This window comes from Inquilinus sp. Marseille-Q2685 (assembly GCF_916619195.1).
Taxonomy (GTDB): domain Bacteria; phylum Pseudomonadota; class Alphaproteobacteria; order DSM-16000; family Inquilinaceae; genus Inquilinus.
In genome coordinates this window covers 251,238-276,326 of record NZ_CAKAKL010000001.1, presented here as the reverse complement: position 1 = coordinate 276,326, position 25,089 = coordinate 251,238, and the positions used below count along the sequence as shown (strand labels likewise).

Sequence of the window (25,089 nt, the reverse complement as noted above, 5' to 3'; positions counted from 1 at the left end):
CGCTAGGCAGCTTGCGACGCTTCCTGTATCGAAACCCGTATGGCCCGTAAACCTGAGGGACCGCTGCGGCGCGGCTGGACCACCGGCGCCTGCGCCACCGCCGCGACCGCCGCCGCCTACACCGCGCTGCTGACCGGCCGTTTCCCGGACCCGGTGACGATCACCCTGCCGCGCGGCGAGACGCCGGCCTTCGCCCTGGCGCTGGAGGGACGCGGCGACGGCTGGGCGCGCGCCGGCATCGTCAAGGACGCCGGCGACGACCCCGACGTGACCCATGGCGCGCTGGTGATCGCCGAGGTGCGGCGCGGCGAGGCCGGGACGGGCGTGCGCTTCCAGGCCGGCCCGGGCGTGGGCACCGTCACCCTGCCCGGCCTGCCGGTGCCGCCCGGCGAGCCGGCGATCAACCCGGTGCCGCGCCGGATGATGACCGAAGCCGTGGCCCGGATCGCGGCCGAGCACGGCGATGCCGGCGATGTGGTGATCGAGATCTCGATCCCGGACGGCGAGCGGCTGGCGCAGAAGACCTGGAACCCGCGGCTCGGCATCGTCGGCGGCCTGTCGGTGCTGGGCACCACCGGCGTGGTCGTGCCCTTCTCCTGCTCCGCCTGGATCCATTCGATCCATCGCGGCATCGATGTCGCCCGGGCGCTGGCACTGAGCCATGTCGCCGGCTGCACCGGGTCGACCTCCGAGGCCGCGGTGGCGGCGCGCTACGGCCTGCCGGACACGGCGCTGCTGGACATGGGCGATTTCGCCGGCGGGCTGCTGAAATACCTGAAGGCGCACCCGATCCCGCGCCTGACCATCGGCGGCGGCTTCGGCAAGCTGACCAAGCTGGCGCAGGGCTTCCTCGACCTGCATTCCGGCCGCAGCGAGGTGGATTTCGACTGGCTCGGCGACCGGCTGGCCGAGGCCGGCGCCCCGGCCGGGCTGGTCGAGCAGGCGCGGCGCGCCAACACGGCCAAGCAGGTGCTGGACCTGGCCTCGGGCGCCGGCATCCCGCTGGCCGATCTGGTGGCCCGGCGCGCCCAGGCGACGGCGCAGGGCGTGGTCGAGGGCAGCGGCGTCGCGGTCGAGATCCTGGTGTTCGACCGCCAGGGCGGGCTGGTGGGAGCCGCCGATGGCTGGTAGGCGCCTGCTGATCCTCGGCGGCACCACGGAGGCGGCGGCGCTGGCCCGAGCGCTCGACGGAGCCGGCGAGTGGGAGGTCGTCACCTCCCTGGCCGGGCGCACCCGGGCGCCGGCGGCGCTGCCCGGCGCGGTGCGGATCGGCGGCTTCGGCGGCGCCGACGGGCTGGCATCGTATCTGCGGAGCGAGCGGATCGACCGGGTGGTCGACGCCACCCACCCCTTCGCCGCGACCATGTCCGCCAATGCCGCAGCCGCCTGCGCCGAGGCGGGCGTGCCGCTGCTGCGGATCGCACGGCCGGCCTGGACGCCGGTGCCGGGCGACCGCTGGATCGAGGTGGCCGATGCCGCCGAGGCGGCCGACTGGCTGGCCGGGGCGCTGCCGGCCGGCGCCGCCGTGCTGCTGACCCTCGGCCGGCAGGAGGTGGCGCCGTTCAAGCGCTGCCCGGCCCTGCGCTTCGTGCTGCGCTCGATCGAGCCGCCCGTGCCGGAGGACCTGCCGCCGGACTGCCTGCTGCTGAGCGAGCGCGGGCCGTTCACGCTGGACGGTGAGCGCGCCCTGATCGCCCGGCACGGCATCCGCGCGGTGGTCGCCAAGAATGCCGGCGGCGACGCCACGGCGGCGAAGCTGGCGGCGGCGCGCGAGGCGGCGATCCCGGTGGTCATGATCCGGCGCCCGGCGCCCCCGGCGACGCCGGCCGTGGCCGCTGTCGCCGGGGCGCTGGACTGGCTGAGGGCTTAGCCAGCCGCGATGACCACGCCCGCCACGGCGATGGCGGCGCCCAGCGCGCGCTCCACCGGTGCGAAGCGCAGCCGGTTCAGGCCCAGCGCCGCGCCGATGCCGATGCCGTGCAGGATCGCGGTCGCCGCGATGAAGCCGATTCCGTAGGTCAAGGCCGAGGAATCCGGGTGCATCTCGGCGCCATGGGCGTAGCCGTGGAACACGGCGAAGACCCCGGTCACCGCCATGCCGACCCAGGCCACCGGCCGCACCGCCAGGGCGATCAGGGCGCCGAAGACGATGATCGACCCGGCGATGCCGAGCTCGACCATCGGCAGGCCCAGGCCCTGGATGCCGGCGATGCCGCCGAGCGCCATCAGGGTCAGGAACGCCAGCGGCGCCTGCCAGATGTAGCGGCCGCCGACCTGGCCGGCCCAGATGCCGACCGCGACCATGGCGAGGATGTGGTCGAGGCCCGAGAACGGGTGCTCAAAGCCGGCCGGGAAGCCGACCACGTCATGTCCCGGATGGGCATGGGCCGCCACCGGCAGCAGCGTCGCCAGCGCGGTCAGGGCAAGGGTCTTGGCGAGTTTCATTGGGATCTCCAGGGTCAGAGCATCAAGGTCACACAGACGCAACTTTCGTGCCGCGCTTGGGGCGCAGCACATGGACATGCGCCGGGTCGTAGAGGGCGCTGTCGGTGAACTCGGCGTCGCCCAGCACGCGGCCGACCAGGATCAGCGCGGTGCGGGTGATCTTCGCCTCGCGCACCTTGGCGCCGATATCGGCCAGGGTGCCGCGGATGATCTGCTGGTCCGGCCAGGTGGCGCGATAGACCACCACCACCGGGCAGCCGGCGCCGTAATGCGGCTCCAGCGCCCGGCGGACGGCCGGGATGTTGCGGATCGAGAGGTGGATCGCCAGCGTCGCGCCGGACCGGCCCAGCGTCTCCAGCTCTTCGCCCGGCGGCATGGCCGAGGCCTTCATCGTGGTCCGGGTCAGGATCACGGTCTGGCTGACGTCGGGCAGGGTCAGCTCGGTGCCCAGGGCGGCGGCAGCCGCCGCGAAAGCCGGCACCCCGGGGGTGATGGTGTAGGGGATGCCCAGCGCCTTCAGCCGGCGGATCTGCTCCGCGATCGCGCCGTACAGCGACGGGTCGCCGGAATGCACCCGGGCGACATCCTGGCCCTGGGCGTGGGCAGCCTCGATCTCGGCGATGATCTGGTCGAGGTGCAAGGGCGCGGTGTCGATCACCCGGGCGTCCGCCGGCGCATGCGCCACCACCGCCTCCGGCACCAGCGAGCCGGCATAGAGGCAGACCGGGCAGCGGGCGATCAGGTCGCGGCCCCGCAGGGTCAGCAGGTCCGGGTCGCCGGGCCCGGCGCCGATGAAATGCACGGTCATGCCCGCTGCGCCTCCGGCTTGTCGCCATAGCCGCGCGGCGTGTAGACGCGCGGGGTGCCGTCGCCGAGCACCAGCGCCCGGCTTTCCGAGGAGCCGACCAGCACCAGAGTCAGCATGTCGACCATCTCGACGGTGAGTTCACCCAGCGTGGTGACGGTCAGGGTCTCGCCGTCGCGGCCGAGATTGCGGCCCAGCACCACCGGCGTTGCCTCCGGGCGGTGTGCCAGCAGGATCTTGCGCGCCCGCGCCAGCTGGAAGCGGCGGCGCTGCGACACCGGGTTGTAGAAGGCGACGACGAAATCGCCCTGCGCTGCCGCCGCGATCCGCCGCTCGATCGCCGGCCAGGGCGTCATCAGGTCGGACAGCGAGATGGCGCAGAAATCATGGCCCAGCGGCGCGCCGATGCGGGCCGCGGCCGCCTGCATGGCCGAGATTCCGGGCACGGTGGTGACCTCGACCCGGCGCCAGTCCGGCCGGCCGCCGCGCTCGATCAGCTCCCACAGCAGGCTGCCCATGGCATAGATGCCGGCGTCGCCGGAGCAGATCAGGGCGACGTCCCGCCCCTCCGCCGCCAGGTCCAGCGCCGCGCGCACCCGCATCTCCTCCTCGCCGAGCCTGTAGTCGTGCCGCACCTTGCCGGCGGCGGCCGGCCCCAGCAGGTCGATATAGAGGCTGTAGCCGACCAGGTCGGTGGCAGCGGCGATCAGCCGGTCGGCCTCCGGCGCCCGCCAGTCGGCCCGGCCCGGGCCCATGCCGATCAGCGCCAGCGTGCCGCGCTTCCGGCCGATCCGGCCGGCGTCGAGGATCGCCTGAGCCTCGGCCACGGCGCAGGTGGCGCGGCGGGATTTGTGCTTCTCGACCACCAGTCGCCCGCCCTCCCCGGCCGCAGCCAGCGCCGCCGACTCGGCCACGCCGTGGCAGCCGATCTCGCGGAACACCAGCTCGGACGGGTTGGCCAGGCGCGGCGTCTCGGCCTCCAGCCTCGCCGGATCGAAGACCCGCAGCGGCAGGCCGAGCGCCCGCGCCGCCGCCTGCAGCCCCGCCTCGTCGGCCTTGAGGTCGACCGAGACCAGCGCCGCCACGGCCTCCAGGGCCAGCCCGGCCCCGTCCAGGGTGTCGCGGATCAGCGCCTCGATCTCCGCTGCCTCGGTGCCGCGCTCGCAGCCGACGCCGACCGCGAGCCTCGCCGGGTGGAACACCAGCCGGTCGGGATCGGGCGGGAGAGTGCGAACACTGGAGACGATCGCCTTGCGCGCCGTCGGGTCGAGCGGCAGGCCGGCCCCGGCCAACCAGGGCAGATCGCCATCGAGGCGGACGGGCTCGCCGGCCAGAAGAGCGGCGGCGAAACTCTTGTAATCGCCGGACTCCGACAGCCGCCAGCCGGCCGGCGGATCGTCCAGCGCCACGCCGAAGCGCAGGTCGCCGGCGGTGGTGATCGCCGGGGCGATGCCGAGGATCTGCGCCACCTGCCGGGCCAGGTCGTTGGCGCCGTGATGGCCGCCCAGCAGCGGCACGACCGCGCTGCCGTCCTCCGCCACCGCCAGCACCGGCGGCTCGTTACGTTTGTCGGAGAGCAGCGGCGCCAGGATGCGGATCAGGGCGCCGGCGGCGCAGAGGCCGATGATCGGCTCGCCCGTCGCGAACAGGCTCCGCAGATGGTCGGCCAGCTTGCCGAAGGCGACATCGGCCCCGGTGACGCGGCAGGCCGGCGCATGAATCGCCGCGGCTGGAAGCAGCGGCTTGAGCCGCTGCGCGGTGGCGAGCCCGCCCGCGGTCAGGGTGACCAGCGCCGTCATCGCCACGCCGCCCCGCGCCGATGCGCCAGGATCATCGAGAAATAGGGCACGGTCTCGGGGTCGACCTCTCGTAGCGGCAGCACGCGCTGATGGCCGAGTGTCGCGCGTTCGACGTAGCGCGCGCTATCATACAATTCAGTTTCTTCAAGCAATTGCGATATCTTCTTGAAGTGTCTGCTCAGCTTCATGATGGCCACGGCCTCGGCGGCCAGAAGCCTCGGGCGCAGCTCCTCCTCCGGCAGCGGCGCTGGCAGCACGGTCAGCACGTCGTTGCGGGCGGCCAGCGGCAGGCCGGTGGCGGCGGCGCAGGCGGTGAGCGACGAGACGCCGGGCACCACCTCGACCCGATGGCGCTCCGCCAGCCGGCCGAAGAGATACATGAAGGAGCCGTAGAAGAACGGGTCGCCCTCGCACAGCACCGCCACGTCGCGGCCGACATCGAGATGCGCGCCGATCTCGACCGCCGCGGCGTCGTAGGCCGCCTGGGCCGGGGCCGGATCGACCCGCATCGGCACGCGGATGGCGATCTCCGTCTGCCCGCCCTGCAGATGCGGCGCCACGATCGCGCGGGCGAGGCTGTCGCCGACATCCGGCGCCGGATAGGCCAGCACCGGCGCCGCCCGCAGCAGGCGCAGCGCCTTCAGCGTGATCAGCTCCGGATCGCCTGGGCCCACACCGAGCCCGTAGAGGGTGCCGGTCATTCCTGCCCCCACGGCTTCACCGCGGCCCATTGCGTCACCGGCATCAGCGGGCGCCAGCCCTGGTAGCCGCCGACCGGCTCGGCCCGCGACACGGCGATGCGGGTCAGGCTGCCGCCGAGCCGGGACTGATGGCCGATCACCGCCGCCTCGCCCTCCGCCGTCACCACATTGGAGACCAGCCGGCCGCCCGGCGGCAGCGCGGCCCAGCAGGCTTCGACCACGCCTTCCGCGGTGACGCCGCCGCCGATGAACACTGCGTCGGGCCGCGGCAGGTCGCCGGCCAGCGCCTTCGGCGCCTCGCCGCGCACCACCTTGAGGAAGGGCGTGCCCAGGGCCGCCGCGTTCTGGGCGATCAGGGCCAGACGGCCGTCATCGCGTTCCACCGCCACGGCCCGGCAGCGCGGGTCGCTGCGCATCCATTCGATCGCGATCGAGCCGCTTCCGGCGCCGACATCCCACAGCACCTGGCCGGGCGACGGCGCCAGCGCGGCGAGCGTCATGGCCCGCACCTCGCGCTTGGTCAGCTGGCCGTCATGGGCGAAGGCGTCGTCCGGCAGGCCCGGCGCGGCCGGCAACACGCGCGTCTCCGGCCCGGCGACGCAGTCGACGGCGATGGTGTTGAGGTCGTCGACCTCCTGGTCGCCCCACTCCGCGGCGGTGGCGCGGGTGAGGCATTCGCCCTCCCCGCCCATCCGTTCCAGCACGGCGAAGCCGCTGCGGCCCCAGCCGGTGCGGCGCAGGAGGTCGGCGAGGCGCGCCGGGGTGGTGCGGTCGGCGCTAAGCACCAGGAGCTTCGCGCCGGGCTGCAGATGCGGCACCACCAGCTCCAGCGGCCGGCCGTGAAGCGTCACCATGCGGGCCTCGACCAGCGGCCAGCCGAGCCGGGCGCAGGCCAGGCTGAAGGCCGAGGGCGCCGGCAGCACCACCATCTCTTCGATCGGGATGCGGCGCGACAGGGTGACGCCGACGCCGAAGCACATCGGGTCGCCGCTGGCCAGGACGCAGACCCGGCGGCCGCGCAACGCCTCGATCTCCGGCACCAGGGCCAGCAGCTGCGGCGGCCAGGGAATCCGGCGGCGGCCGTCCTCCGGCACCATCGCCAGATGCCGCCTGCCGCCGACCACGATCTCGGCGCCGTCATAGAGGGCCCGGGCGGCGGGTGACAGGCCGGCCAGCCCGTCTTCGCCGATGCCGATGACGGACAGCCAGGGTGCGGCCATCAGATACCCTCCCGAGCCAAGGCATTCACCGCGGCCGAGGCCATGGCGCTGCCGCCGCGCCGGCCCGGCAGGGTCAGGAACGGCACGTCGCTCTCGGCCAAGGCCGCCTTGGATTCGGCGGCGCCGACGAAGCCAACCGGGAAGCCGAGGATGGCGGCGGGCTTCGGCGCCCCCTCCTCCAGCAGCTCCAGCAGCCGGAACAAGGCGGTCGGGGCGTTGCCGATCGCCACCACCGCGCCGTCCAGCCGGCCGCGCCACAGCTCGACCATCGCCGCCGAGCGGGTGGTGCCGAGACGGCGGGCCAGATCCGGCAGCGACGGGTCGCCGATCAGGGAAACGACCTCGTTCCCCGCCGGCAGGCGGGAGCGGATGACGCCGGCCTCGACCATCCGGCAATCGACCAGCACCGGCGCGCCGGCCGCCAGCGCCGCCCGGCCGCGCGCCGCGACGTCGGGGGTGAAAAGCAGGTCGTCGACCACCTCGACCATGCCGCAGGCATGCGCCACCCGCACCGCGAGCCCGGCCATATCCGGCGGGAACCGCTCCAGCCGCGCCTCCGCCCGGATGGTGGCGAAGGACTGGCGGTAGATCGCCTCCGGGTCGCGGAGATAGGCGTGCGCCATCGCGCCTCTCACCCGGCCCTCTTCAGGCTCTTCGGCCCCAGCGGATGATCGGCGTGGGGATAGGGATGGTGGTGATGGCCGTGGTCGTGGCTGTGACTGTGACTGTGACCATGCCCATGATCGTGATGGTGATGGTGATGGTGGCCGTGGTCACCATGATGGTGATGGTCGTGCCCGTGATCGTGATGGTGGTGATCATGACCATGGTGGTGGTGACCGTGGTCGTGATCATGGTGATGGTGCGCCGGGCCGCTGCCGATGCCTTCGACGTGGTGGTGGTGGCTTTCCTGCGGTAGGCCGACCTCGGCCTCGAAGCCCAGCACCTGCATCCGGTACTTGCACATCTGGCAGTTCATGTTGCCGGTGCCGTCGAGGATTTCGGCGATGCGATCCTCTAGCGTCTCCAGCACCAGGGGGTGATCGTTCAGGTAGCGCGCCTTGACGAACTCGATCTCCGGATGGCGGACGGCCACGGCGTCGGTGGCGTCGTAGATCCGGTCGACCAGGATGCCGGTGAACAGGAAGTACGGGAACACGACGATGCGGCGATAGCCGAGCTTCGCCGCATGCTCCAGCGCCGGCTCGACCAGCGGGAAGGTGACGCCGGAATAGGCGGTCTCGCCCCAGCCGAAGCCGATGCCCTCCCACAGCATCCGCATGACCTTGGCGACGTTGGAGTTGGCGTCCGGGTCCGAGGCGCCGCGGCCGACCACCACCAGCATGGTCTCGTGCCGGCCGATCGGCCCGTCCTCGCGCTTCGCGTCGGCGATCTCCACCGCCTCCTGCACCCGCTCGCCGGCGGCGCGCAGCATCTTGACGTCGATGCCGAGCTCGCGGCCGTAGCGGATGGTCAGACCCGGATGCTGCGCCTGGTAGGTGTTGAGCACCGAGGGGATGTCGTTCTTGGCGTGGCCGGCGGCGAACAGCATTCCGGGGATCGCCAGCACCTCGGTCACGCCGCGGGATCGCAGCCGGTCCAGCCCGTCGCGGATGATCGGGCGAGCGAATTCGAGATAGCCGTAATCGACCTCGTATTGCGGCAGGCGGCGGCGCAGCTGCAGGGAGACGGCGGCGAACTCGTCCACGGCCCCCTGGTCCCGGCTGCCATGGCCGCAGACCATCACGCCCAGCTTGCCCGCCATCATGCCCTCCTGGCTCCACGCCATGCCGGCACGGCCGGCCCGAGGGACCGGCAGCGGACGGTGGGCGGCACGCGCGGATATCGCTTGGATCTATCCGTCCGATGGAACCCCGTCACGACACGTGTCCCGGGGGCGTCGCGGGACGCACCGTCGACGTCCCGGCCGGCACATTGCTATAGGCTTCCCCTGGAAGGCAACAGCGACGCGACATCCGATGGACGATCTGCGACCCGGCCGGCTCTTTGTGTTCGGCCTCGGCTACAGCATGACCCGGCTGGCGCGGCGGCTGCGCGACCTCGGCTGGCAGGTCGCCGGCACCACCCGCGACGCCGACCGGCTGGAGCGGCTGCGCGACGAGGGGTTCGAGGCCCATGCCTTCGGCCCGGACCAGCCGCTGGCCCCCGCCGCCCTGGCCGGCGCCACGCATCTGGTGCAGTCGATCTCGCCGGAAGAATCAGGTGACCCGGCGGTGCCGGCGCTGGCCGACGCATTGCGGGCGCTGCCGCAGCTGGGCTGGGTCGGCTATCTCTCCACCCCTTCGGTCTATGGCGACCGCGGCGGCGCCTGGATCGACGAGTCAGCCGACCCGACCCCAGGTTCGCCGCGCGGCTGGAAGCGGCTGGAGGCGGAGCGCGCCTGGTTCGCGGCGTTCCAGGACACCGGCGTCGCGGTGCAGGTGTTCCGTTTGGCCGGGATCTACGGGCCTGGACGCAGCGCGCTCGACCAGCTGCGGCACGGCCGCGCCCGGCGCATCGACAAGCCGGGCCAGGTGTTCAACCGCATCCATGTCGACGACATCGGCACGGTGCTGATGGCCTCGATGCGCAAGCCCGATCCGGGGGCGGTCTACAACGTCGCCGACGGCCATCCGTCCAGCCCGAACGACCCGATCGAGCATGCCGCCCGGCTACTCGGCATCGACCCGCCGCCGTTGATTCCGTTCGATCAGGCCGGCCTGTCGCCGCTGGGCCGCGAGTTCTATTCGGAGTGCAAGCGGCTGAAGGTCGACCGGATCACCGAGGAGCTCGGGGTGCACCTGGCCTATCCGAGCTATCGCGAGGGGCTGGATGCGATCTGGGCGGAGGAGCGGGCCTAGCCCCGCCCCTCCATGCCCCCTCACGCGGCCTCGGCCAAACCGCGCTTCTTCAGCAGCGCCTGCGGCTCGGGCGGGCGGCCGCGGAAGGGGCGGTAGGCTTCGGCCGGGTCGCGGCGGTAGCCGGCGGAATAGACGAACTCCGCCAGCCGCTCCGACACCGCCGGATCGAAGATGTCGCCCGCCTCCTCGAAGGCGCCGAAGCCGTCGGCGTCCAGCACCTCCGACCACAGATAGCTGTAATAGCCGGCGGAATAGCCGCTGCCGGCGAAGACGTGCTGGAAATGCGGCGGCCGGTGCCGCATCACGATCGCCGATGGCATGCCGATCCGCTGCAGCGTCGCGCGCTCGAAGGCCGCCGGGTCGGAGGCGTCGGCGCCCGCGGCGTGGAAGTCGAGATCGACCAGGGCCGAGGAGATGAATTCGACCGTGGCGAAGCCCTGGTTGAAGGTGCGCGCCGCCAGCACCCGCTGCAGCAGGGCCTCCGGCATCGGCTCGCCGGTGCGGTAGTGCAACGCGTGGCGGCGCAGGATCTCCGGCCGCTCCAGCCAGTGCTCGTAGAGCTGCGACGGGAACTCGACGAAGTCGCGCGCCACGTTGGTGCCGGCGATCGCCGGATAGGTCAGGTCGGACATCAGCCCGTGCAGGGCGTGGCCGAATTCGTGGAACAGGGTGCGGGCGTCGTCGAAGCTGAGCAGGCTCGGCGTGCCCTCGGCCGCTTTGGCGAAGTTCATGACGTTGACGACGATCGGGCGCACTTCGCCGTCGAGATTCTCCTGCTCTCGGATCGCCTCCATCCAGGCGCCGCTGCGCTTGGACGGCCGGGCGAAGTAGTCGCCGTAGAACAGGCCGACGAAGCGGCCGTCCCGCCCCGTCACCTCCCAGGCCCGGACGTCCGGGTGCCAGACCGGCACGTCGCGCCGTTCCCGGAAGGACAGGCCGAACAGGCGGTGCGCCGTGTCGAAGGCGGCCTCGATGATGCGCTCGAGCTGCAGGTAGGGCTTGAGCTCGCTCTCGTCGAGGTCGAACTCGCGCTTGCGCTGCTGCTCGGCGTAGTAGCGCCAGTCCCAGGCGGCGATCTCGAAATTGCCGCCCTCCTCCGCCACCAGCGCCTGCAGCTTCTCCTGCTCCTGCAGGGCGCGGGCCCGGGCCGGCTGCCAGACCGAGTTCAGCAGGTCCAGCGCCGCCTCCGGCGTCTTGGCCATGGTGTCGGCCAGGCGGAAATGGGCGTAGCTGGGATAGCCCAGCAGCCGCGCCTGCTCGGCCCGCAGCGCCACGGTCTCGGCGATGATCGGACGGTTGTCGGCGGCCGCGCTCTCGCCGCGGGCGATCCAGGCCTTGAACGCCGTCTCGCGCAGGTCGCGCCGGGCGGAGAACTGCAGGAACGGCTCGATGCTGGAGCGGCCGAGCGTGATCGCGTGCTTCCCCGGCTGGCCGCGCTCGGCCGCGGCGGCCGCCGCCGCGTCGCGCAGCTCCTGCGGCAATCCCGCCAGGTCGGCCTCGCCGTCCAGCACCAGGGCATAGGCCTTCTCATCGGCCAGCACGTTCTGGCCGAACTGGGTGCCCAGCGTGGCCAGCCGCTCGACGATCTTGGACAGGCGCTGCTTCGCCGCCTCGTCCAGCCCGGCGCCGCTGCGGGTGAAGCCGAGATGATAGCGCTCCAGCACCCGGTCCTGCTCCGGCGTCAGGCCGAGCTCGGCCCGCCGGGCGAACAGCGCGTCGACCCGGCGGAACAGTGCCGGGTTCTGCTGGATCGCGTTGTGATGCCGGGCCAGCAGCGGCGCGACGTCGCGCTCCACCGCCTCCAGCGCGTCGTTGCTGTGGGCCGAGGTCAGGTTGAAGAAGGCGGCGGCCACGCGGCGCAGCAGGCGGCCGCTGCGCTCCAGCGCCGCGACGGTGTTGTCGAAGTTGGGCTCGGCCGGATCACCGGCGATCGCCTCGATCTCGCGGAGATGCTCGGCCAGCGCCACGTCGAAGGCCGGGCGGAAATGGCTTGCCGCGATCCGCTCCCAGGGCGGGCTGCCGAACGGTGTGTCCCACGGCGCGAGCAGCGGGTTGGCGGAGGTCTGCGTCTCGGAGCTCATCGTGACACCGCTGTGATCATCCTTGGCCGCCAGACTAACGAGGATCGCAACCCCGTGTCAGCAATCCCGCATCGCCGTCCGGACGACGCAGGCTTGTCGAGGCAGCTTCGATATTCAGAGATTTAAAACTTATAAATTTTGCATTGCAGCAAAATATTATAGATCTTTGAATTGTGGTCACAAAGATTTAACCGCCGGATTACTGGTTTCCCAATGGCGGTTCCTGATCGGCCTCGCTAGCATACCCCCGTATTCTAAAACGACAGCCCCGGATATCCGGGGTCAGCAGGGGGTTGCAGATGACGACGCTGACGGTGAATGCGCCGAACGGGATCGACGGCGCCGGGTTCTCCTTCGACGCCCTGGCGCAGCTCGATTTCGACAATCCACGAGTGGCCTCCCTCACCTCTACCGCCGGGCATATCGATTTCGACGGGGTGTCGATCGATCTGACCGGCAGCGGCCTGGGCATCGGGCTGTTCGGGATCACCGGCGTGGTGACCGGGCTGGTGCTGTCCCAGAACGGCGTCACGATCGCCACCATTGCCGGCACCTCGCTCAGCGCCGCGACCACCTATTCGCAGATCGCCAACGGCGATTTCACCGGCTTGGCCAACAGCCTGTTCGCCGGCGACGACACCCAGTCCGGCTCGCAGAAGGGCGACACCCTGTCCGGGCTGGCCGGAAACGACGTCCTCAGCGGCCTCGCCGGCAACGACACGCTCGAAGGCGGCGTCGGCAACGACGTGCTGCGCGGGGGCGCCGGGGCGGACCATCTGGTCGGCGGCGCCGGCATCGACACGGTGATGTACAGCGAAAGCGCGGTCGGGGTGACGGTCGACATCGCCGCCGGCACCGGGATCGGCGGCAACGCCCAGGGCGACGTGCTGAGCGGCATCGAGACGGTCTATGGCAGCGCCGGCAACGACGTCATCCGCGGCGGCGCCACGGCCAACAGCCTGGTCGGCGGCGCCGGCAGCGACGTGATCGACGGCCGCGCCGGCAAGGACGCCATGGGCGGCGGCACGGGCGCCGACCGCTTCGTCTTCGATTCGGCCGCGCACAGCACCGTCGGCGCCCCGGACCGGATCGTCGATTTCAGCCATGCCGAGGGCGACCGGATCGACCTGCGCCTGATCGACGCCAACACCGGCGTCGGCGGCAACCAAGCCTTCCGCTTCATCGGCACGGCGGCCTTCGGCCATCATGCCGGCGAGTTGCACGCGACCATCGCCGGCGGCACCACGACGATCTCCGGCGACATCAATGGCGATGCCAAGGCCGATTTCAGCATCGTGCTGACCGGGGCGATCCACCTGGTCGCGGCTGACTTCCTGCTGTAGCGGTACCGGGCGGGCGTCAGCAGCCGGTGAGCCGCGGCGTCCGCTCCACCTCCAGCCCGAAGGCTGGACGCAGATACGTGCCGGCGACATTGCCGAAGAAGGCCGCGGCCAGCCACAGCCAGCCATGCAGGCTGCCCGACGCGATGCCGGAGAAATAGGCGCCGATGTTGCAGCCATAGGCCAGGCGAGCGCCGTAGCCGAGCAGCAGCCCGCCGACCACGGCGGCGGCGACCTGCCGGCCCGGGATGCGCCAGACCGGGGCGAAGCGCCCGGCCAGCCCGGCGGCCAGCAGCGCGCCGACGACGATGCCGATATCCATCACCGAGGTGATGTCCGTCAGGATGCTGCCGTTCAGCGCCGCGGCATTGGCCGGCTTCGACCAGTAGGGCCAGCTGGCCGGGTCGAAGCCGACCAGCGCCGCCGCCTTCGAGCCCCACAGGGCGAAGGCCGAGGTGATGCCCCAGGGCCGCCCGACCAAGGCCAGGGTGACGAAGTTCAGCACCGCCAGGGCGATGCCGCCCCAGACCAGCGGCCAGGGGCCGCGCAGCAGCCGCTGCAGGCCGCGCGTCGCCGGCGCCTCGGGCGCCACCAGGGCGCCATGGATGCGGCGCTCGCGCAGCACGGTCAGGCCCGCGATCGCGGCGAAGACGGCGAGGTTCAGCAGCAGCGCCGGCCACAGCCCGAGGCTGGCGACCAGCGATACGGCCGGCAGCGAGGGCTGCACCGTCCACCAGTGCAGATGCGCCGCGCCGATCGCCGAGCCGGCGATGAAGAAGACCAGCGTCAGCACCATGCGGGTGGAGCCGCCGCCGACCGTGTAGAGCGTGCCGGAGGCGCAGCCGCCGCCGAGCTGCATGCCGATGCCGAAGAGGAAGGCGCCGACCACCACCGAGACGCCGAGCGGCGAGACGTTGCCGCTGACCGGCTGGCCGAACAGCGTGCCGGCCGACAGCGCCGGGAAGAACAGGATGACGGCCACGGCCAGCATCACCATCTGCGCCCGCAGCCCAGCACCGCGGCCGTCGGCGATGAAGACGCGCCAGGCCGAGGTGAAGCCAAAGGCGGCGTGATACAGCACCACGCCGAGCGCCGCGCCTAGGGCGTAGAGCGCCGCCTGGCGGGCGTCGATCGCGGCGGAAAGCAGCAGCACGCCGGCCAGCAGCACGAGGCCGGCCAGACCGGCGACGCGGAGATTGATCGCCGGGGCAAGGCGCAGAGCGGCGGAATTCGGCCCGCCGGGAAGAGTGACCGTCGACATAGCGTGAATCCGGAAGCGGCCGCCGCCGGGCGGCCTGTCGGCAATACATAATCCTGTGGGATAAAATGTCAAATATTTGAAAAAGACATATGTAGAATGGATTTATGATCGCGAGCCCAATCGACCTCACCATGCGGGACGGCACGACCGGCGTCATCGGATCGTCGCTCGAAGGCCATAGACGCCGATTGACTCGGGCGTTTCCGGATCCATGATCTTTCCATCCATGACACCATCGCTTCGGCCTGTGCCGGGGGAGCGGGTGCCGGTGGGACATCGCGGCCAAGCCCACCACGAGCCGGGATCGGGGCCCCGACTTCGACGATCTGGCCGAGACCTGACCTCGCGACGCGGGCCACCCGTCGCCGCCGTGGGGATGAGACCTCCAACGCCGCGAGGCCCTTCAGGAGGATCGACATGGCCTATCTCGACGTGAGCCCGATGATCGTCGCGCTGCGCACCGCTCCGGCCGAGTTCGACATCCGCCGCGGGCTGCTGCGCCACAAGCCCAGCGGCCACCGGGTGGTGTTCGACCCGCTGGGCGGCAGCGCCCGGATCGAGGCGAACTGCGACTGCGCCCTGCTGCGCATCTCGTACCAGCAGAGCCGCGAGCTGACCGAGGCATATCACGACTGGGAGGAAACCTACTGGCGCACCGTGCGGATCAACCGCGACTTCGCCTCGCATTTCGACCGCCGCTTCTGGCCGAGGCTGGCGACCCATCTCGAGCGCATCCTGCAGGCCGGGCTGGCGGCGTTCGGACGGATCATCCCGGCGCGGCGGCAGGCGGGCGAAAGCCCCCGCGCCCCCGCCGTGCCGCCGATGCCGGCGGAGTGACAGCATCGCCGGTTCGCGACAGAGCGAGATCACGTCAGGGCGAGGCGTATGGGTCGCCTCGCCCTCGGCTCACGCAGATTTCACGCTGAGCGGCCGATCACGTCACGGAGCGTGGCGCTGTTCCGGAGAGACTCCTGTCAACGCCCCAGGACAAGGGGCAAGACAGGGAGGCTCTCTTGTACACGACCAGAGCGATCGGCAGGCCCTCGACCCGACCGGGCGGCACAAGATGCAGCCATCGGCATGGCCTGGGCCATGCCCCCAGAATCGAGCGGCAGCGCCTTACCATCCTGGTGGCGGACGTCGTCGGGTTCAGCCGGCTCGTCGAACTCGATGCCCTCGCCACCGCGCTCGATCTGCGAGCGCTCCGGCGACGCTTCGTCCTGCCGACGGTCCTCGCCCATCGGGGCCGCCTGGTCAGCTCCGCGGGCGACGGCGCGCTGATCGCGTTCCCGCGCCCGGTGGACGCGGTGAACTGCGCCGTCGCGCTTCAGCGCGGCGTGAACACCGAGCAGACGGGCGCCGGCATCGACCCGGGCCTTCGGCTGCACATGGGCATCAGCACCGGTGAAAGCATCGCCGTCGACGGGGAGCTGTTCGGACATCCCCTAAACGTCGCCGCGCGCCTCCAGGCGCTGGCCGAACCCGGGGACGTCTACCTGTCCGAGACCGTGGTCGCCGAGGTCACCGACACCGGGATCGGCTTCGAGGCCCTCGGACAATGCCTGCTCAGGAACATGGCCCAGCCGATCGGCGTCTATCGGATCGCCCGCAGCACATTGGCGGGCTGACAGGGCCGGTCGCCGCTTCGACCGCCAGCCCCTTCCGGACGGCGTGCGCATCCGATTGGCGAGCTTCCCATCCCGAGCCATCGGACGCACGGTCATCTCATTTGACAAGCGCCAGGGGGAACGACCATGCCGCGCTTCGATCCCATTGCCACACCGCATGATTTTTCCGTCATCGACCTGGGCAACCGGGACCAGTTGCTCGCCGTCGGCGAGGAGGTCTTCAAGGCCGCCACGAGCCCGACCGACCTCGCCAACTTCATCCTCAACGCGAAGTCCATCCTGCAGCAGCCGACGCTCCGGAACGGGCTCGATCCCAAGGCCGTCGCCGGCAAGAGCCTGAACGTGGTCGTGGACACCGACGATGTGATCAACATCGTCATCCCGCAGGTTCAGACCAGCTTCAAGGACCCGCAGGAGAAGGAGGACTACCTCAGGAGGATCGGGTTCATCGTCCTCTGCGGCTGCCGGTAAAGGACCGATCCGCCTCGGGACGAGGTGATCCGCGACACGGCGTCGACGAACTGCCGTCGCCGGCTTTCGTCGGGGATGAGCACGACCTCGTCGAGCCAGCGCAGGGCGCGTTCCCGCGTGAACGGCTCCTCCCCTCCCCAGCTCCGGCCGAGACGCTGGAAGAATTCCTCGCCGGCCGCCACGGCCTCCATCGCCCGCCCCGAAGATGCCAAGGCTACCGCCCGCCAGGCGATGAGCTCCGGGACCGTCTCCGGGCCGAGCCGAGTCAATGTCAGCGCGCGCTCATAGGCCCCCGCATGGGTGCAGGCGACGGCCAGGTACCAGTAGAAATAGGCCGGCGGGGCCGGGTGAATCTCGAGGGCGCGCTCGCCGCATCGGATCGCGTCGTCGATCGAGCCGAGATGAGCCAACCCTTCGGCACAGGCGATCAGCGTCATCGGGTCGTCGGGGTTGAGCGCACGCCCCTGCTCGAAATGGCGCCGCGCCTGCTCCGGCATGCGCTGGCGCAGATAGGCCCAGGCCGCGATGATATGGCCGTGGCTGTCCCACGGATCGATCGCGATGGCGTCCCGGGCCAGCCGGGTGGCATGCGCCAAGGTCTCCGGATCGCATCGAGCGCCGGGCACGAGCTGCTGCCACGAGAGCTCGATCGAGGCGAGGCCGGACAGCGGGCGGGCAAAGCCCGGGTCCGCCGATGCCGCGCGATTCAGCAGGGGGATGGCCGCGTCGAAGGCCTCGCTGCTGAAGGTCTCCACCATCCGGTCGCCGGCGAGCCAGAGGTCATAGGCCTCTGCGGTCTCGCCGAGCTGCGGGACGCGCGCCGTCCGGACCACGTAATCGACCCGATGCGCGAAGCTCGCCAGGCCCGGCAGCACGGAGACGAGATCCGCGGCCAGCGGAAACGTCAGCACCTCGACGAGATACTGCAGATTCGTCGCCGTGTCGCACAGGCGCAGACCGTATCGGCAGGCGGCTCCGTCGTGCCGGAGGCCGATCCGCAGCAGATAGGGGCCGGCCTCGGCGGCCTGCTGGGGCGAGGCAATCAGTCGGGTGGAGAAGGTCCGGTATCGGGACAGCGCGGTGACGAGCTCGTCTTCCAGAAGCTGCGACAGGTCGCGGACCAGCTCCGGCGGCCCGATCGCGGGCTGGATGAACACCGCCACCACGGGCGTCCGGTGCGGCATGACCCGTATCGCCGAGCCCGAAGGCGCCGACTGCCGACGGCGGAGGGTATCGACATGCGACCGGAGCTCGGCGGAGGGCTCGATGTCGAGCGACTGGGCGAGAGCCTTGCGGCATTGCTCGAACTGGCGGAGCGCGGCCGCTATGGCGCCCTTGCGCGCATGCAGATCGATCAGGGCGCGATGCCCGCGCTCATGCGCCGGGTCGACGCGGAGCAGCGCCCGGGCCAACGCCTCGATGTCCCGGTCTCTCCCGGATCCCTCGGCCTCCGTGACGCTTTTCTCCAGCGCGTGGAGGATGGCGGCTTGGCGGGATGCGCGCTCGGCTTCCAGCCAATGGTCGAAGGCCGTGCCGGGGGATGCGGCGCCGTCGAGCAGATCGCCGACCCAGCCGGCGCTCGCCTGCAGGACCGCCTCCGCGGTCCCGACCGCCAGCAGGCGGTCCATGCCCAGCGCGTCCACGGCCAGGGCTTGCGTGTCGAGCCGTACGGAGAGGCGGTCGGCGATGAGCAGGTCGTCGGCCTGATCGCCGAGGCTCTGCCGAAGCTCGAGCAGCGCATGGCGCAACGATCCCTGGGCCTGGGCCTGGCCACGATCGCCCCAGAGCAGTCCGATCAGGCGCTCCCGCCGAGCCTGGCCGTTCGGCTGCAGGGCGAGATAGGCGAGGAGACAGAACGCCTTCCGCAAGCGCGGCGTGCGGTCGGAACCGTCAGGTCCGATCAGCCGCGGATCCCCGAAAAGCTTCAGCGCAAAGCCGCCCGCACCCATATCCATGACCGTCGCCCCGCACTCCGGGCAAAGAACGTCGCCAGCAACGAAGCCAACCGCGCAATCATCAGAGAAACACGACCGGACCTTCAGATTTCAGGAATTCTCTCTTCTCTACAGAGAGAAGCCCCAAGATGCGGATATCTTCCTTGATCTATCGATCTATTTGGAAATATTAGAAAACAACTATGCTTAAATTATGTCAATCTTAACGCGATTCCGGGACTGATATTATACTTCGGCTTGAACCATCGACTTGTCGTGGCGAGGCGCGCAGCGTCGTGGCCAGCCAGGGTTTTGTGCCGCTGGATGGCCACGGCCCTTCGGGGCTCGCATGATGAAAAGGCCGAAGAGTCGATCTCAAAGGCCACCGGTATTGCCGTCCCGGATCGCCATGCAGTGCGGATAATCACCCGATCGTCATCAGGCTGGCATTGCCGCCCGCCGCGGCGGTGTTGTTGCTGACCGAGCGCTCCAGCAGCAGCCATTCCAGGGCGTAGAAGGCGCGGCCTGCGGCGAGGTCGTCGCGGGCTGCGCCCTGGACCGGCACCAGCGGACCCGGCCGCGCGGCGATCGCCTGGTTCACTGCGTGCAGCGCGTCGCCGTCGCCCTCGAACAGCACCGCGTCGGCCGGCGCCGAGGCCCAGTCGTCGGCACGGGACAGCAGCGGCTTCAGCGATGCCGGCACGGCGCCGAGCAGTATGTCGGCAACCTCCTTCGGGGCCGACAGCACGGCCTCGTTGCCGGTGGCCAGCGCCGCGCCGATCTGCAGCGCCGCGCCGGTCGCGGTCTGGGCCAGGCACAGCACGGTGCCACGCGGCTCCAGGCTGTAGCTGTTCTTCTCCCCGACCGGGCCGGGCAGCTCGAGGGTCACGCCGAGCGGGCTGCGCGCCTCGAAGCCGGCGACACGGTCGGCTTCCGCCGTCCGGCCGGCCTTGCGCAGGGCCGCCGCCCAGTCGCGCAGCGGCTGGAAGCGCTTGCCGTCCGCGGCGCCGTCGGGCGGCACCGGCCCGGCCTCGGGCCGGACCGAGAGCAGCCGGTACAGGTACATCGGGCCGCCCGCCTTGGGCCCGGTGCCGGACAGGCCGTGGCCGCCGAAGGGCTGCACCCCGACCACCGCGCCGATCAGGTTGCGGTTGACGTAGACATTGCCGGCGGCGGCGCGGTGCGCGACCCGAGCGATGGTCTCGTCGATCCGGGTGTGGACGCCGAAGGTCAGGCCGTAGCCGGTGGCGTTGATCGCCTCGAGCAGGCGGTCGAGCTGGCTGCGGCGCCAGCGCAGCACATGCAGCACCGGCCCGAACACCTCGCGCTTCAGCTCGGCGATGTCGTCGATCTCGATCAGGGTCGGCGGCACGAAGGTGCCGTGCTTCGCCGCCTCCGGCAGCGGCAGGGCCAGGATCTTGCGGCCCTTGGCCTGCATCCCTTCGATGTGCTTGGCGATGCCCGCCCGCGCCTCGTCGGTGATCACCGGGCCGACATCGACGGCGAGGCGGTCGGGGTTGCCGATGGCGAGCTCCGCCATCGCCCCTTTCAGCATGGTCAGGACGCGGTCGGCCACATCCTCCTGCAGGCACAGCACGCGCAGCGCCGAGCAGCGCTGGCCGGCGCTGTCGAAGGCCGAGGTCAGGACGTCGCCCACCACCTGCTCCGGCAGGGCCGAGCTGTCGACGATCAGCGCGTTCTGGCCGCCGGTCTCGGCGATCAGCGGAATCGGCCGTCCCTCCGGGTCGAGGCGGTCGGCCAGCACCTTCTGGATGATCTTGGCGACCTCGGTCGAGCCGGTGAACATCACGCCGCGGGTGCGGGGATCGGCCACCAGCCGCGCCCCGACCTCGCCGGCGCCCGGCACCAGCTGCACCGCCCCGGCCGGTACCCCGGCCTCGCGCAGCAGGCGCACGGCGGATGCCGCGATCAGCGGCGTCTCCTCCGCCGGCTTGGCCAGCACGGCGTTGCCGGCGGCCAGCGCCGCCGCCACCTGGCCGGTGAAGATCGCCAGCGGGAAGTTCCACGGGCTGATGCAGACCACGGGGCCGAGCGGCCGGTGGGTGTCGTTGGAGAACTGGTCGCGCACCTGGGCGGCGTAATAGCGCAGGAAATCGACCGCCTCGCGCACCTCGCCGATCGCGTTCGGCAGGGTCTTGCCGGCCTCGCGGATGATGGTGCCGAGCAGGGCCGGCATCCGCGCCTCCATCAGGTCGGCGGCGCGCATCAGGCAGGCGGCACGGTCGCCCGGCGGCGTGGCCTGCCAGATCGGCGCGGCCGCGGCGGCCTGGGCCATCGCCTCGTCGACCTGCTCGGCCGAGGCCTCGACCACCTGGCCGACCACATCGCGCCGGTCCGCAGGGTTCCGTACCTCCCGCGCGGGCCCGTCGCGGTCGCCGTCGCCCAGCATCGGCACGGCGCGGACCACCGCATCGACCCCCGACAGCAGCGCGGCGGAGAGCGAAGCCAGGCGCTGCTCGTTCGACAGGTCGAGGCCGGCCGAGTTCTCACGGCTGTCGCCGAACAGCGCGCGCGGCTGGGCGATCTTCGGATGCGGCGCGCCGAGCGGCTGCACCTTGCGCGCCGCCTCGACCGGGTCGGCGATCAGCTCGTCGATCGAGACGTCCGGGTCGCCGATGCGGTTGACGAAGGAGGTGTTGGCCCCGTTCTCCAGCAGGCGGCGGACCAGATAGGCCAGCAGCGTCTCATGAGTGCCGACCGGGGCGTAGATCCGGCACGGCCGGTCCAGCTTGTCGCGGCCGACCACCTCCTCGTACAGCCCCTCGCCCATGCCGTGCAGGCACTGGAACTCGTACTGGCCGCGATAATAGTTCTCGCCGGCCATCTTGTAGATGGTCGCCAGCGTCTGGGCGTTGTGGGTGGCGAATTGCGGGAACACCGCGTCCGGCGCCGCCAGCAGCTTGCGGGCGCAGGCCAGGTAGGACACGTCGGTGTAGATCTTGCGGGTGTAGACCGGGAAGCCTTCGAGGCCGTCGACCTGGGCGCGCTTGATCTCGCTGTCCCAGTAGGCGCCCTTGACCAGCCGCACCATCAGCCGGTGGCCGCTGCGCCGGGCCAGGTCGATGATCCAGTCGATTACGAAGGGGCAGCGCTTCTGATAGGCCTGGACGACGAAGCCGATGCCGTTCCAGCCGGAAAGCGCCGGGTCGAAGCACAGCGCCTCCAGGAGGTCGAGCGACAGCTCCAGCCGGTCGGCCTCCTCAGCGTCGATGTTGAGGCCGATGTCGTAGCTGCGGGCCAGCACGGCGAGCGCGGTCAGCCGCGGCAGCAGCTCGCCCTTCACCCGGTCGGCCTGGGCGCGGGAATAGCGCGGATGCAGGGCCGACAGCTTGATCGAGATGCCCGGGCCTTCGTAGATGCCGCGCCGCTCCGCCGCCTTGCCGATGGCGTGGATCGCCTGCTCGTAGTCGCGATAGTAGCGGTCGGCGTCGGCCGCGGTGGTCGCCGCCTCGCCGAGCATGTCGTAGGAGTAGCGGAAACCCCTGGCTTCCAGCTTGCGGCCGTTGGCCAGCGCCTCGGAGATGGTCTGGCCGGAGACGAACTGCTCGCCCATCATCCGCATGGCGATGTCGACGCCCTTGCGGATCAGCGGCTCACCGCCGCGGCCGATCAGCCGGGTCAGGGCGGCGGACAGGCCGGCCTCGCTGTTGGTGGTCACCAGCTTGCCGGTCACCACCAGGCCCCAGGCGGCGGCGTTAACGAACATCGACGGGCTCTGCCCGACATGGGACTGCCAGTCGCCGGAGGCGATCTTGTCGCGGATCAGCGCGTCGCGGGTGGCGCGGTCGGGGATGCGCAGCAGCGCCTCGGCCAGGCACATCAGGGCCACGCCCTCATGGCTCGACAGCGAGAATTCCTGGATCAGCCCTTCGACCCCGCCGCCCACGCCCTTGGCGCGCAGCGCCTCGACCAGGGTGCGGGCGATGCCCCGCGCCCCCTCGATCACCGGCTTCGGCAGGGTGGCGCCGGCCAGGATGAAGGGCAGGCACTCCTCCTCCGGCCGGCGGTACGCGGCGGTGATCTTGGCGCGCAGCACGGTCTGCGGCTGCACCGACTGGGCGAAGTCGAGGAAGGGCTGCGGTCCATTCTCCTCGGCGGCCGGGCCATCGAGCACGTCGGCGCCGTCCGCCTCGTCGGGTCCGCCGAAGGTCTCGCCGCGCTCGACCCGGTCGAGCATCGCCAGCATCGCCTGCTTGACCAGCCAGTGCGGGGTCCGGCCTTGCTTTTCCGCCGCTGCCTTCAGCCGCGCCCGCAGCTCGTCATCGATCTTCACGCCGAACGTCGTGCTGCCCATGCCCTGCCCCGCGGGTTTGTTCGCAGGAGTAGTAGCACCGGAGAGGCGGAAGGTGCAACCTTATCCAGGAAGCGGTTGCACCATCCGAATCGCCGACGTCAGAGATATGATCGTCACGGCGAGGAGGCGAAACCGACGTGGCCATCCAGAGATCGGTGATGCCGGATGGCCACGGCCCCTACGGGGGCTCGCCATGATGACGAGCAATTGGTGCTGATGGTGTCAGACCAGATCGCGTGGGATGTCCTCGGACCAGGAGCGTTCGGTCACGACCTGCCCATTCTCCTTCGCCGTCAGCTCGGTGGTCAGGTGCCAGCGATCGAGGTCGGCGGTCAGCACCGACTGGCTCTCGATCAGGATGCGCCAGCCTTCGCGCCCCATCTCGTACGATTGGGTCAGGACGTAGCGGGCCGACAGCGGGTCGTCGTCGCGGATCACCAGCTCGCGCTTCAGGCTGTGGGCCAGCGTGGTGTCGATCTCGTCGAAGCGCAGGATGCCCTCGCCGAACACGCCGCCGACGCCCTCGGTGACATAGGTGGTCTCGCCAGTCACGTGATCCTGCTTGGAGTAACGCCGGATGCTGCCGGCGTCGACCTGGGTGGTCGGCGCCGATGCCCCGCGCACCGGCGGCTCGAAGGTCACCGCATCCCCTGCCCTGCCTTGGCGCACCGGCAGGTCGAGATGGCTGGCGCCGGCCCGCAGGGTCAGGGTGGCGGGATACGGCGCCGGCCAGACGGTCGGCCAATAGCCGGTGGCGACGGCGATGCGGATGCGGGGCCCGGCGGCGAAGCGATGGCCGCAATCGTTCAGCTTCACCCGCACCTGGTAGCGCCTGCCCGGCTCCAGCGGCGCCGGGGCTTCGTGACCGTCGCGATGGGTCAGGTTCAGCACGCCGTAGCTGACCCGGGCCGAGCGGCCGTCCGGCGCCACGTCGCACAGCCGCACCGCCAGCTGCGCCACCGACGCGTTCGAGGCGAGGTCGAGCAGCAGCTCCGGCGCGCCCAGGATCTCCACCGCCTCGTCGAGCGGCGCGGTGTCGAACAGCTGCGCCGCGCCGTCGTCCAGCCGCTGGTCGACCGGCAGCTCGCCGGGGCAGCCGGTGGCCATCCACTCCCCGGCCGCCTTGCCGTGGCTGAGCGGCGAGCGGACCAGGATGTCGCTTTCGGGACTGGCGGCATCGGCCAGCGCGCCCGGCGCGTTCAGGGCCCAGCGCCGCGGCCGGATCGCCGGGCTGGGCCACTCCGCCTCGCCGACCCAGCGGCCCTCGGTCTCGGCCCTTGTGCCCGCCGGTTCGTTCCAGTCCTCGACGAAGGCGCGCAGCATCGGCTCCTCCATCACGCCGGTGTCGTGGCCCTTCAGCCATTGGTCCCACCAGCGCAGCGCCTCCTGCAGGAAGCCGATCGCCGGGCCCGGCGCGCCGTCCTGCGGATAGACATGACCCCAGGGCCCGATGATGCCGCGACGCGGCACCTTCAGCCCGGCCAGCAGGCGCGGCACGGCGTTGGTGTAGCTGTCGGCCCAGCCGCCCACGGCCAGCACCGGGACCTGGATCGCCGACCAGTCCTCGCAGACCGAGCCGTGCTTCCAGTACTCGTCGTAGCGCTGGTGGCGCAGCCACAGGGCCGGGAAGAACGGCATCCGCTCCAGCCGCTCCAGCCACTGCCGGCGCCAGCCCTCGCCGACGATGGCCGGGTCGGCCGGCCGCGCCTGATAGGCCAGCATGATGGCGCCCCACCACAGATTGTCGGTCAGCAGGCAGCCGCCCTGGTAGTGGATGTCGTCGGCATAGCGGTGGTCGGTCGAGTAGACGGTGATGATCGCCTTCAGCGCCGGCGGCCGGCGCGCCGCCACCTGCAGCGAATTGAAGCCGCCCCAGGACTTGCCCATCATGCCGACCGCGCCGGTGCACCAGGGCTGCTCGGCGATCCAGGCGATCACCTCCAGCGCGTCGTCCTGCTCCTGCTTCAGGTACTCGTCCGCCATGTGGCCGTCGGATTCGCCGGTGCCGCGCATGTCGACGCGGATCGCGGCGTAGCCCTGGGCCGCGAACCAGCCATGCATCGGCTCGTCCCGGCCGCGGGTGCCGTCGCGCTTGCGGTAGGGGATGTATTCCAGCACGGCCGGTGCGGGCGCCGTCTCGGCCCCTTCCGGCAGCCATAGCCGGGCGGCCAGGCGGGGGCCGTCGGCCAGCGGGATCCAGATGTTCTCCTCGACGCGGATCGGCATGT

General features: G+C 71.2%; 19 protein-coding genes. 7 read left to right on the top strand and 12 right to left on the bottom strand.

Annotated elements, in window-relative coordinates:
• Nucleotides 1-39 precede the first annotated feature (39 nt).
• Nucleotides 40-1,131 (top strand): cobalt-precorrin-5B (C(1))-methyltransferase, encoded by a 1,092-nt coding sequence (locus tag LG391_RS01305; protein WP_225765120.1) that lies wholly within the window; start codon nt 40-42, stop codon nt 1,129-1,131.
• On the top strand, nt 1,121-1,870 hold the full coding sequence (locus LG391_RS01300) for a cobalt-precorrin-6A reductase (protein WP_225765118.1): 750 nt from the start codon (nt 1,121-1,123) through the stop codon (nt 1,868-1,870). Before LG391_RS01305 ends, LG391_RS01300 begins: the two co-directional genes overlap by 11 nt.
• On the opposite strand, the gene LG391_RS01295 is transcribed toward LG391_RS01300, so the two are convergent.
• From LG391_RS01295 to LG391_RS01265, 7 genes are read right to left on the bottom strand one after another with little or no spacing between them, the layout of a single operon-like run.
• On the bottom strand, nt 1,867-2,445 hold the full coding sequence (locus tag LG391_RS01295) for a HupE/UreJ family protein (protein ID WP_225765116.1): 579 nt from the start codon (nt 2,443-2,445) through the stop codon (nt 1,867-1,869). The two genes, LG391_RS01300 and LG391_RS01295, sit on opposite strands and share 4 nt — an antisense overlap.
• Before the next feature lie 28 nt (nt 2,446-2,473).
• A complete protein-coding gene (gene cobM, locus LG391_RS01290; RefSeq protein WP_225765114.1) occupies nt 2,474-3,253 on the bottom strand; it encodes a precorrin-4 C(11)-methyltransferase in 780 nt (259 codons plus the stop codon).
• The gene (cobJ, locus tag LG391_RS01285) at nt 3,250-5,049 is read right to left on the bottom strand and encodes a precorrin-3B C(17)-methyltransferase (protein ID WP_225765112.1); all 1,800 of its coding nucleotides are present in this window, start codon (nt 5,047-5,049) and stop codon (nt 3,250-3,252) included. The genes cobM and cobJ overlap by 4 nt, the downstream gene beginning before the upstream one ends.
• A complete protein-coding gene (gene cobI, locus LG391_RS01280; RefSeq protein WP_225765101.1) occupies nt 5,046-5,750 on the bottom strand; it encodes a precorrin-2 C(20)-methyltransferase in 705 nt (234 codons plus the stop codon). The genes cobJ and cobI overlap by 4 nt, the downstream gene beginning before the upstream one ends.
• Nucleotides 5,747-6,970 (bottom strand): precorrin-6y C5,15-methyltransferase (decarboxylating) subunit CbiE, encoded by a 1,224-nt coding sequence (gene cbiE, locus LG391_RS01275; RefSeq protein WP_225765100.1) that lies wholly within the window; start codon nt 6,968-6,970, stop codon nt 5,747-5,749. The genes cobI and cbiE overlap by 4 nt, the downstream gene beginning before the upstream one ends.
• The gene (locus LG391_RS01270) at nt 6,970-7,593 is read right to left on the bottom strand and encodes a precorrin-8X methylmutase (RefSeq protein WP_225765098.1); all 624 of its coding nucleotides are present in this window, start codon (nt 7,591-7,593) and stop codon (nt 6,970-6,972) included. The genes cbiE and LG391_RS01270 overlap by 1 nt, the downstream gene beginning before the upstream one ends.
• Nucleotides 7,594-7,601: 8 nt before the next feature.
• Nucleotides 7,602-8,735, bottom strand: a complete 1,134-nt coding sequence (locus LG391_RS01265) for a sirohydrochlorin chelatase (protein ID WP_225765096.1) — start codon at nt 8,733-8,735, stop codon at nt 7,602-7,604.
• 214 nt (nt 8,736-8,949) lie between these two features.
• Between LG391_RS01265 and LG391_RS01260 the strand changes: the two genes are divergently transcribed.
• Nucleotides 8,950-9,831, top strand: a complete 882-nt coding sequence (locus LG391_RS01260) for an SDR family oxidoreductase (RefSeq protein WP_225765094.1) — start codon at nt 8,950-8,952, stop codon at nt 9,829-9,831.
• Between the two features lie 20 nt (nt 9,832-9,851).
• Here the strand turns inward: LG391_RS01260 and LG391_RS01255 are convergent, their stop codons facing one another.
• Nucleotides 9,852-11,912: a M3 family metallopeptidase gene (locus LG391_RS01255; protein WP_225765084.1), complete on the bottom strand. Its 2,061-nt coding sequence runs from the start codon at nt 11,910-11,912 to the stop codon at nt 9,852-9,854.
• Nucleotides 11,913-12,211: 299 nt separating this feature from the next.
• On the opposite strand from LG391_RS01255, the gene LG391_RS01250 reads away from it, so the two are divergent.
• Nucleotides 12,212-13,255, top strand: coding sequence for a calcium-binding protein (locus LG391_RS01250; RefSeq protein WP_225765081.1), 1,044 nt, complete (start codon nt 12,212-12,214; stop codon nt 13,253-13,255).
• A 16-nt stretch (nt 13,256-13,271) separates the two neighbouring features.
• Here the strand turns inward: LG391_RS01250 and LG391_RS01245 are convergent, their stop codons facing one another.
• Nucleotides 13,272-14,513, bottom strand: a complete 1,242-nt coding sequence (locus LG391_RS01245; protein ID WP_225765079.1) for a YeeE/YedE family protein — start codon at nt 14,511-14,513, stop codon at nt 13,272-13,274.
• Between the two features lie 417 nt (nt 14,514-14,930).
• Between LG391_RS01245 and LG391_RS01240 the strand changes: the two genes are divergently transcribed.
• From LG391_RS01240 to LG391_RS01230, 3 genes are all read left to right on the top strand, one after another.
• Complete coding sequence (locus tag LG391_RS01240) at nt 14,931-15,350, top strand: hypothetical protein (protein ID WP_225765069.1); 420 nt, start codon at nt 14,931-14,933, stop codon at nt 15,348-15,350.
• A 176-nt stretch (nt 15,351-15,526) separates the two neighbouring features.
• Nucleotides 15,527-16,141 carry an adenylate/guanylate cyclase domain-containing protein gene (locus tag LG391_RS01235; RefSeq protein ID WP_225765067.1) on the top strand — a complete coding sequence of 205 codons (615 nt, stop codon included), beginning with the start codon at nt 15,527-15,529 and terminating at the stop codon, nt 16,139-16,141.
• Between the two features lie 126 nt (nt 16,142-16,267).
• Nucleotides 16,268-16,612: a hypothetical protein gene (locus tag LG391_RS01230; RefSeq protein ID WP_225765066.1), complete on the top strand. Its 345-nt coding sequence runs from the start codon at nt 16,268-16,270 to the stop codon at nt 16,610-16,612.
• Here LG391_RS01230 and LG391_RS01225 read toward each other — a convergent pair.
• The 3 genes from LG391_RS01225 to LG391_RS01215 form a co-directional block, all read right to left on the bottom strand.
• Nucleotides 16,567-18,567, bottom strand: coding sequence for a BTAD domain-containing putative transcriptional regulator (locus tag LG391_RS01225; RefSeq protein WP_225765065.1), 2,001 nt, complete (start codon nt 18,565-18,567; stop codon nt 16,567-16,569). The genes LG391_RS01230 and LG391_RS01225 overlap by 46 nt on opposite strands.
• A gap of 403 nt (nt 18,568-18,970) precedes the next feature.
• Complete coding sequence (gene putA / locus LG391_RS01220) at nt 18,971-22,861, bottom strand: trifunctional transcriptional regulator/proline dehydrogenase/L-glutamate gamma-semialdehyde dehydrogenase (protein WP_225765063.1); 3,891 nt, start codon at nt 22,859-22,861, stop codon at nt 18,971-18,973.
• 222 nt (nt 22,862-23,083) lie between these two features.
• Nucleotides 23,084-25,087: a CocE/NonD family hydrolase gene (locus LG391_RS01215; protein WP_225765061.1), complete on the bottom strand. Its 2,004-nt coding sequence runs from the start codon at nt 25,085-25,087 to the stop codon at nt 23,084-23,086.
• Nucleotides 25,088-25,089 lie beyond the last annotated feature (2 nt).

Excerpts from the sequence above, each read along its gene's own strand:
- LG391_RS01305 (WP_225765120.1), top strand. The coding sequence starts at position 40 with ATGGCCCGTAAACCTGAGGGACCGCTGCGGCGCGGCTGGACCACCGGC.
- LG391_RS01300 (WP_225765118.1), top strand. The coding sequence starts at position 1,121 with ATGGCTGGTAGGCGCCTGCTGATCCTCGGCGGCACCACGGAGGCGGCG.
- LG391_RS01295 (WP_225765116.1), bottom strand. The coding sequence starts at position 2,445 with ATGAAACTCGCCAAGACCCTTGCCCTGACCGCGCTGGCGACGCTGCTG.
- cobM (WP_225765114.1), bottom strand. The coding sequence starts at position 3,253 with ATGACCGTGCATTTCATCGGCGCCGGGCCCGGCGACCCGGACCTGCTG.
- cobJ (WP_225765112.1), bottom strand. The coding sequence starts at position 5,049 with ATGACGGCGCTGGTCACCCTGACCGCGGGCGGGCTCGCCACCGCGCAG.
- cobI (WP_225765101.1), bottom strand. The coding sequence starts at position 5,750 with ATGACCGGCACCCTCTACGGGCTCGGTGTGGGCCCAGGCGATCCGGAG.
- cbiE (WP_225765100.1), bottom strand. The coding sequence starts at position 6,970 with ATGGCCGCACCCTGGCTGTCCGTCATCGGCATCGGCGAAGACGGGCTG.
- LG391_RS01270 (WP_225765098.1), bottom strand. The coding sequence starts at position 7,593 with ATGGCGCACGCCTATCTCCGCGACCCGGAGGCGATCTACCGCCAGTCC.
- LG391_RS01265 (WP_225765096.1), bottom strand. The coding sequence starts at position 8,735 with ATGGCGGGCAAGCTGGGCGTGATGGTCTGCGGCCATGGCAGCCGGGAC.
- LG391_RS01260 (WP_225765094.1), top strand. The coding sequence starts at position 8,950 with ATGGACGATCTGCGACCCGGCCGGCTCTTTGTGTTCGGCCTCGGCTAC.
- LG391_RS01255 (WP_225765084.1), bottom strand. The coding sequence starts at position 11,912 with ATGAGCTCCGAGACGCAGACCTCCGCCAACCCGCTGCTCGCGCCGTGG.
- LG391_RS01250 (WP_225765081.1), top strand. The coding sequence starts at position 12,212 with ATGACGACGCTGACGGTGAATGCGCCGAACGGGATCGACGGCGCCGGG.
- LG391_RS01245 (WP_225765079.1), bottom strand. The coding sequence starts at position 14,513 with ATGTCGACGGTCACTCTTCCCGGCGGGCCGAATTCCGCCGCTCTGCGC.
- LG391_RS01240 (WP_225765069.1), top strand. The coding sequence starts at position 14,931 with ATGGCCTATCTCGACGTGAGCCCGATGATCGTCGCGCTGCGCACCGCT.
- LG391_RS01230 (WP_225765066.1), top strand. The coding sequence starts at position 16,268 with ATGCCGCGCTTCGATCCCATTGCCACACCGCATGATTTTTCCGTCATC.
- LG391_RS01225 (WP_225765065.1), bottom strand. The coding sequence starts at position 18,567 with ATGGATATGGGTGCGGGCGGCTTTGCGCTGAAGCTTTTCGGGGATCCG.
- putA (WP_225765063.1), bottom strand. The coding sequence starts at position 22,861 with ATGGGCAGCACGACGTTCGGCGTGAAGATCGATGACGAGCTGCGGGCG.
- LG391_RS01215 (WP_225765061.1), bottom strand. The coding sequence starts at position 25,087 with ATGCCGATCCGCGTCGAGGAGAACATCTGGATCCCGCTGGCCGACGGC.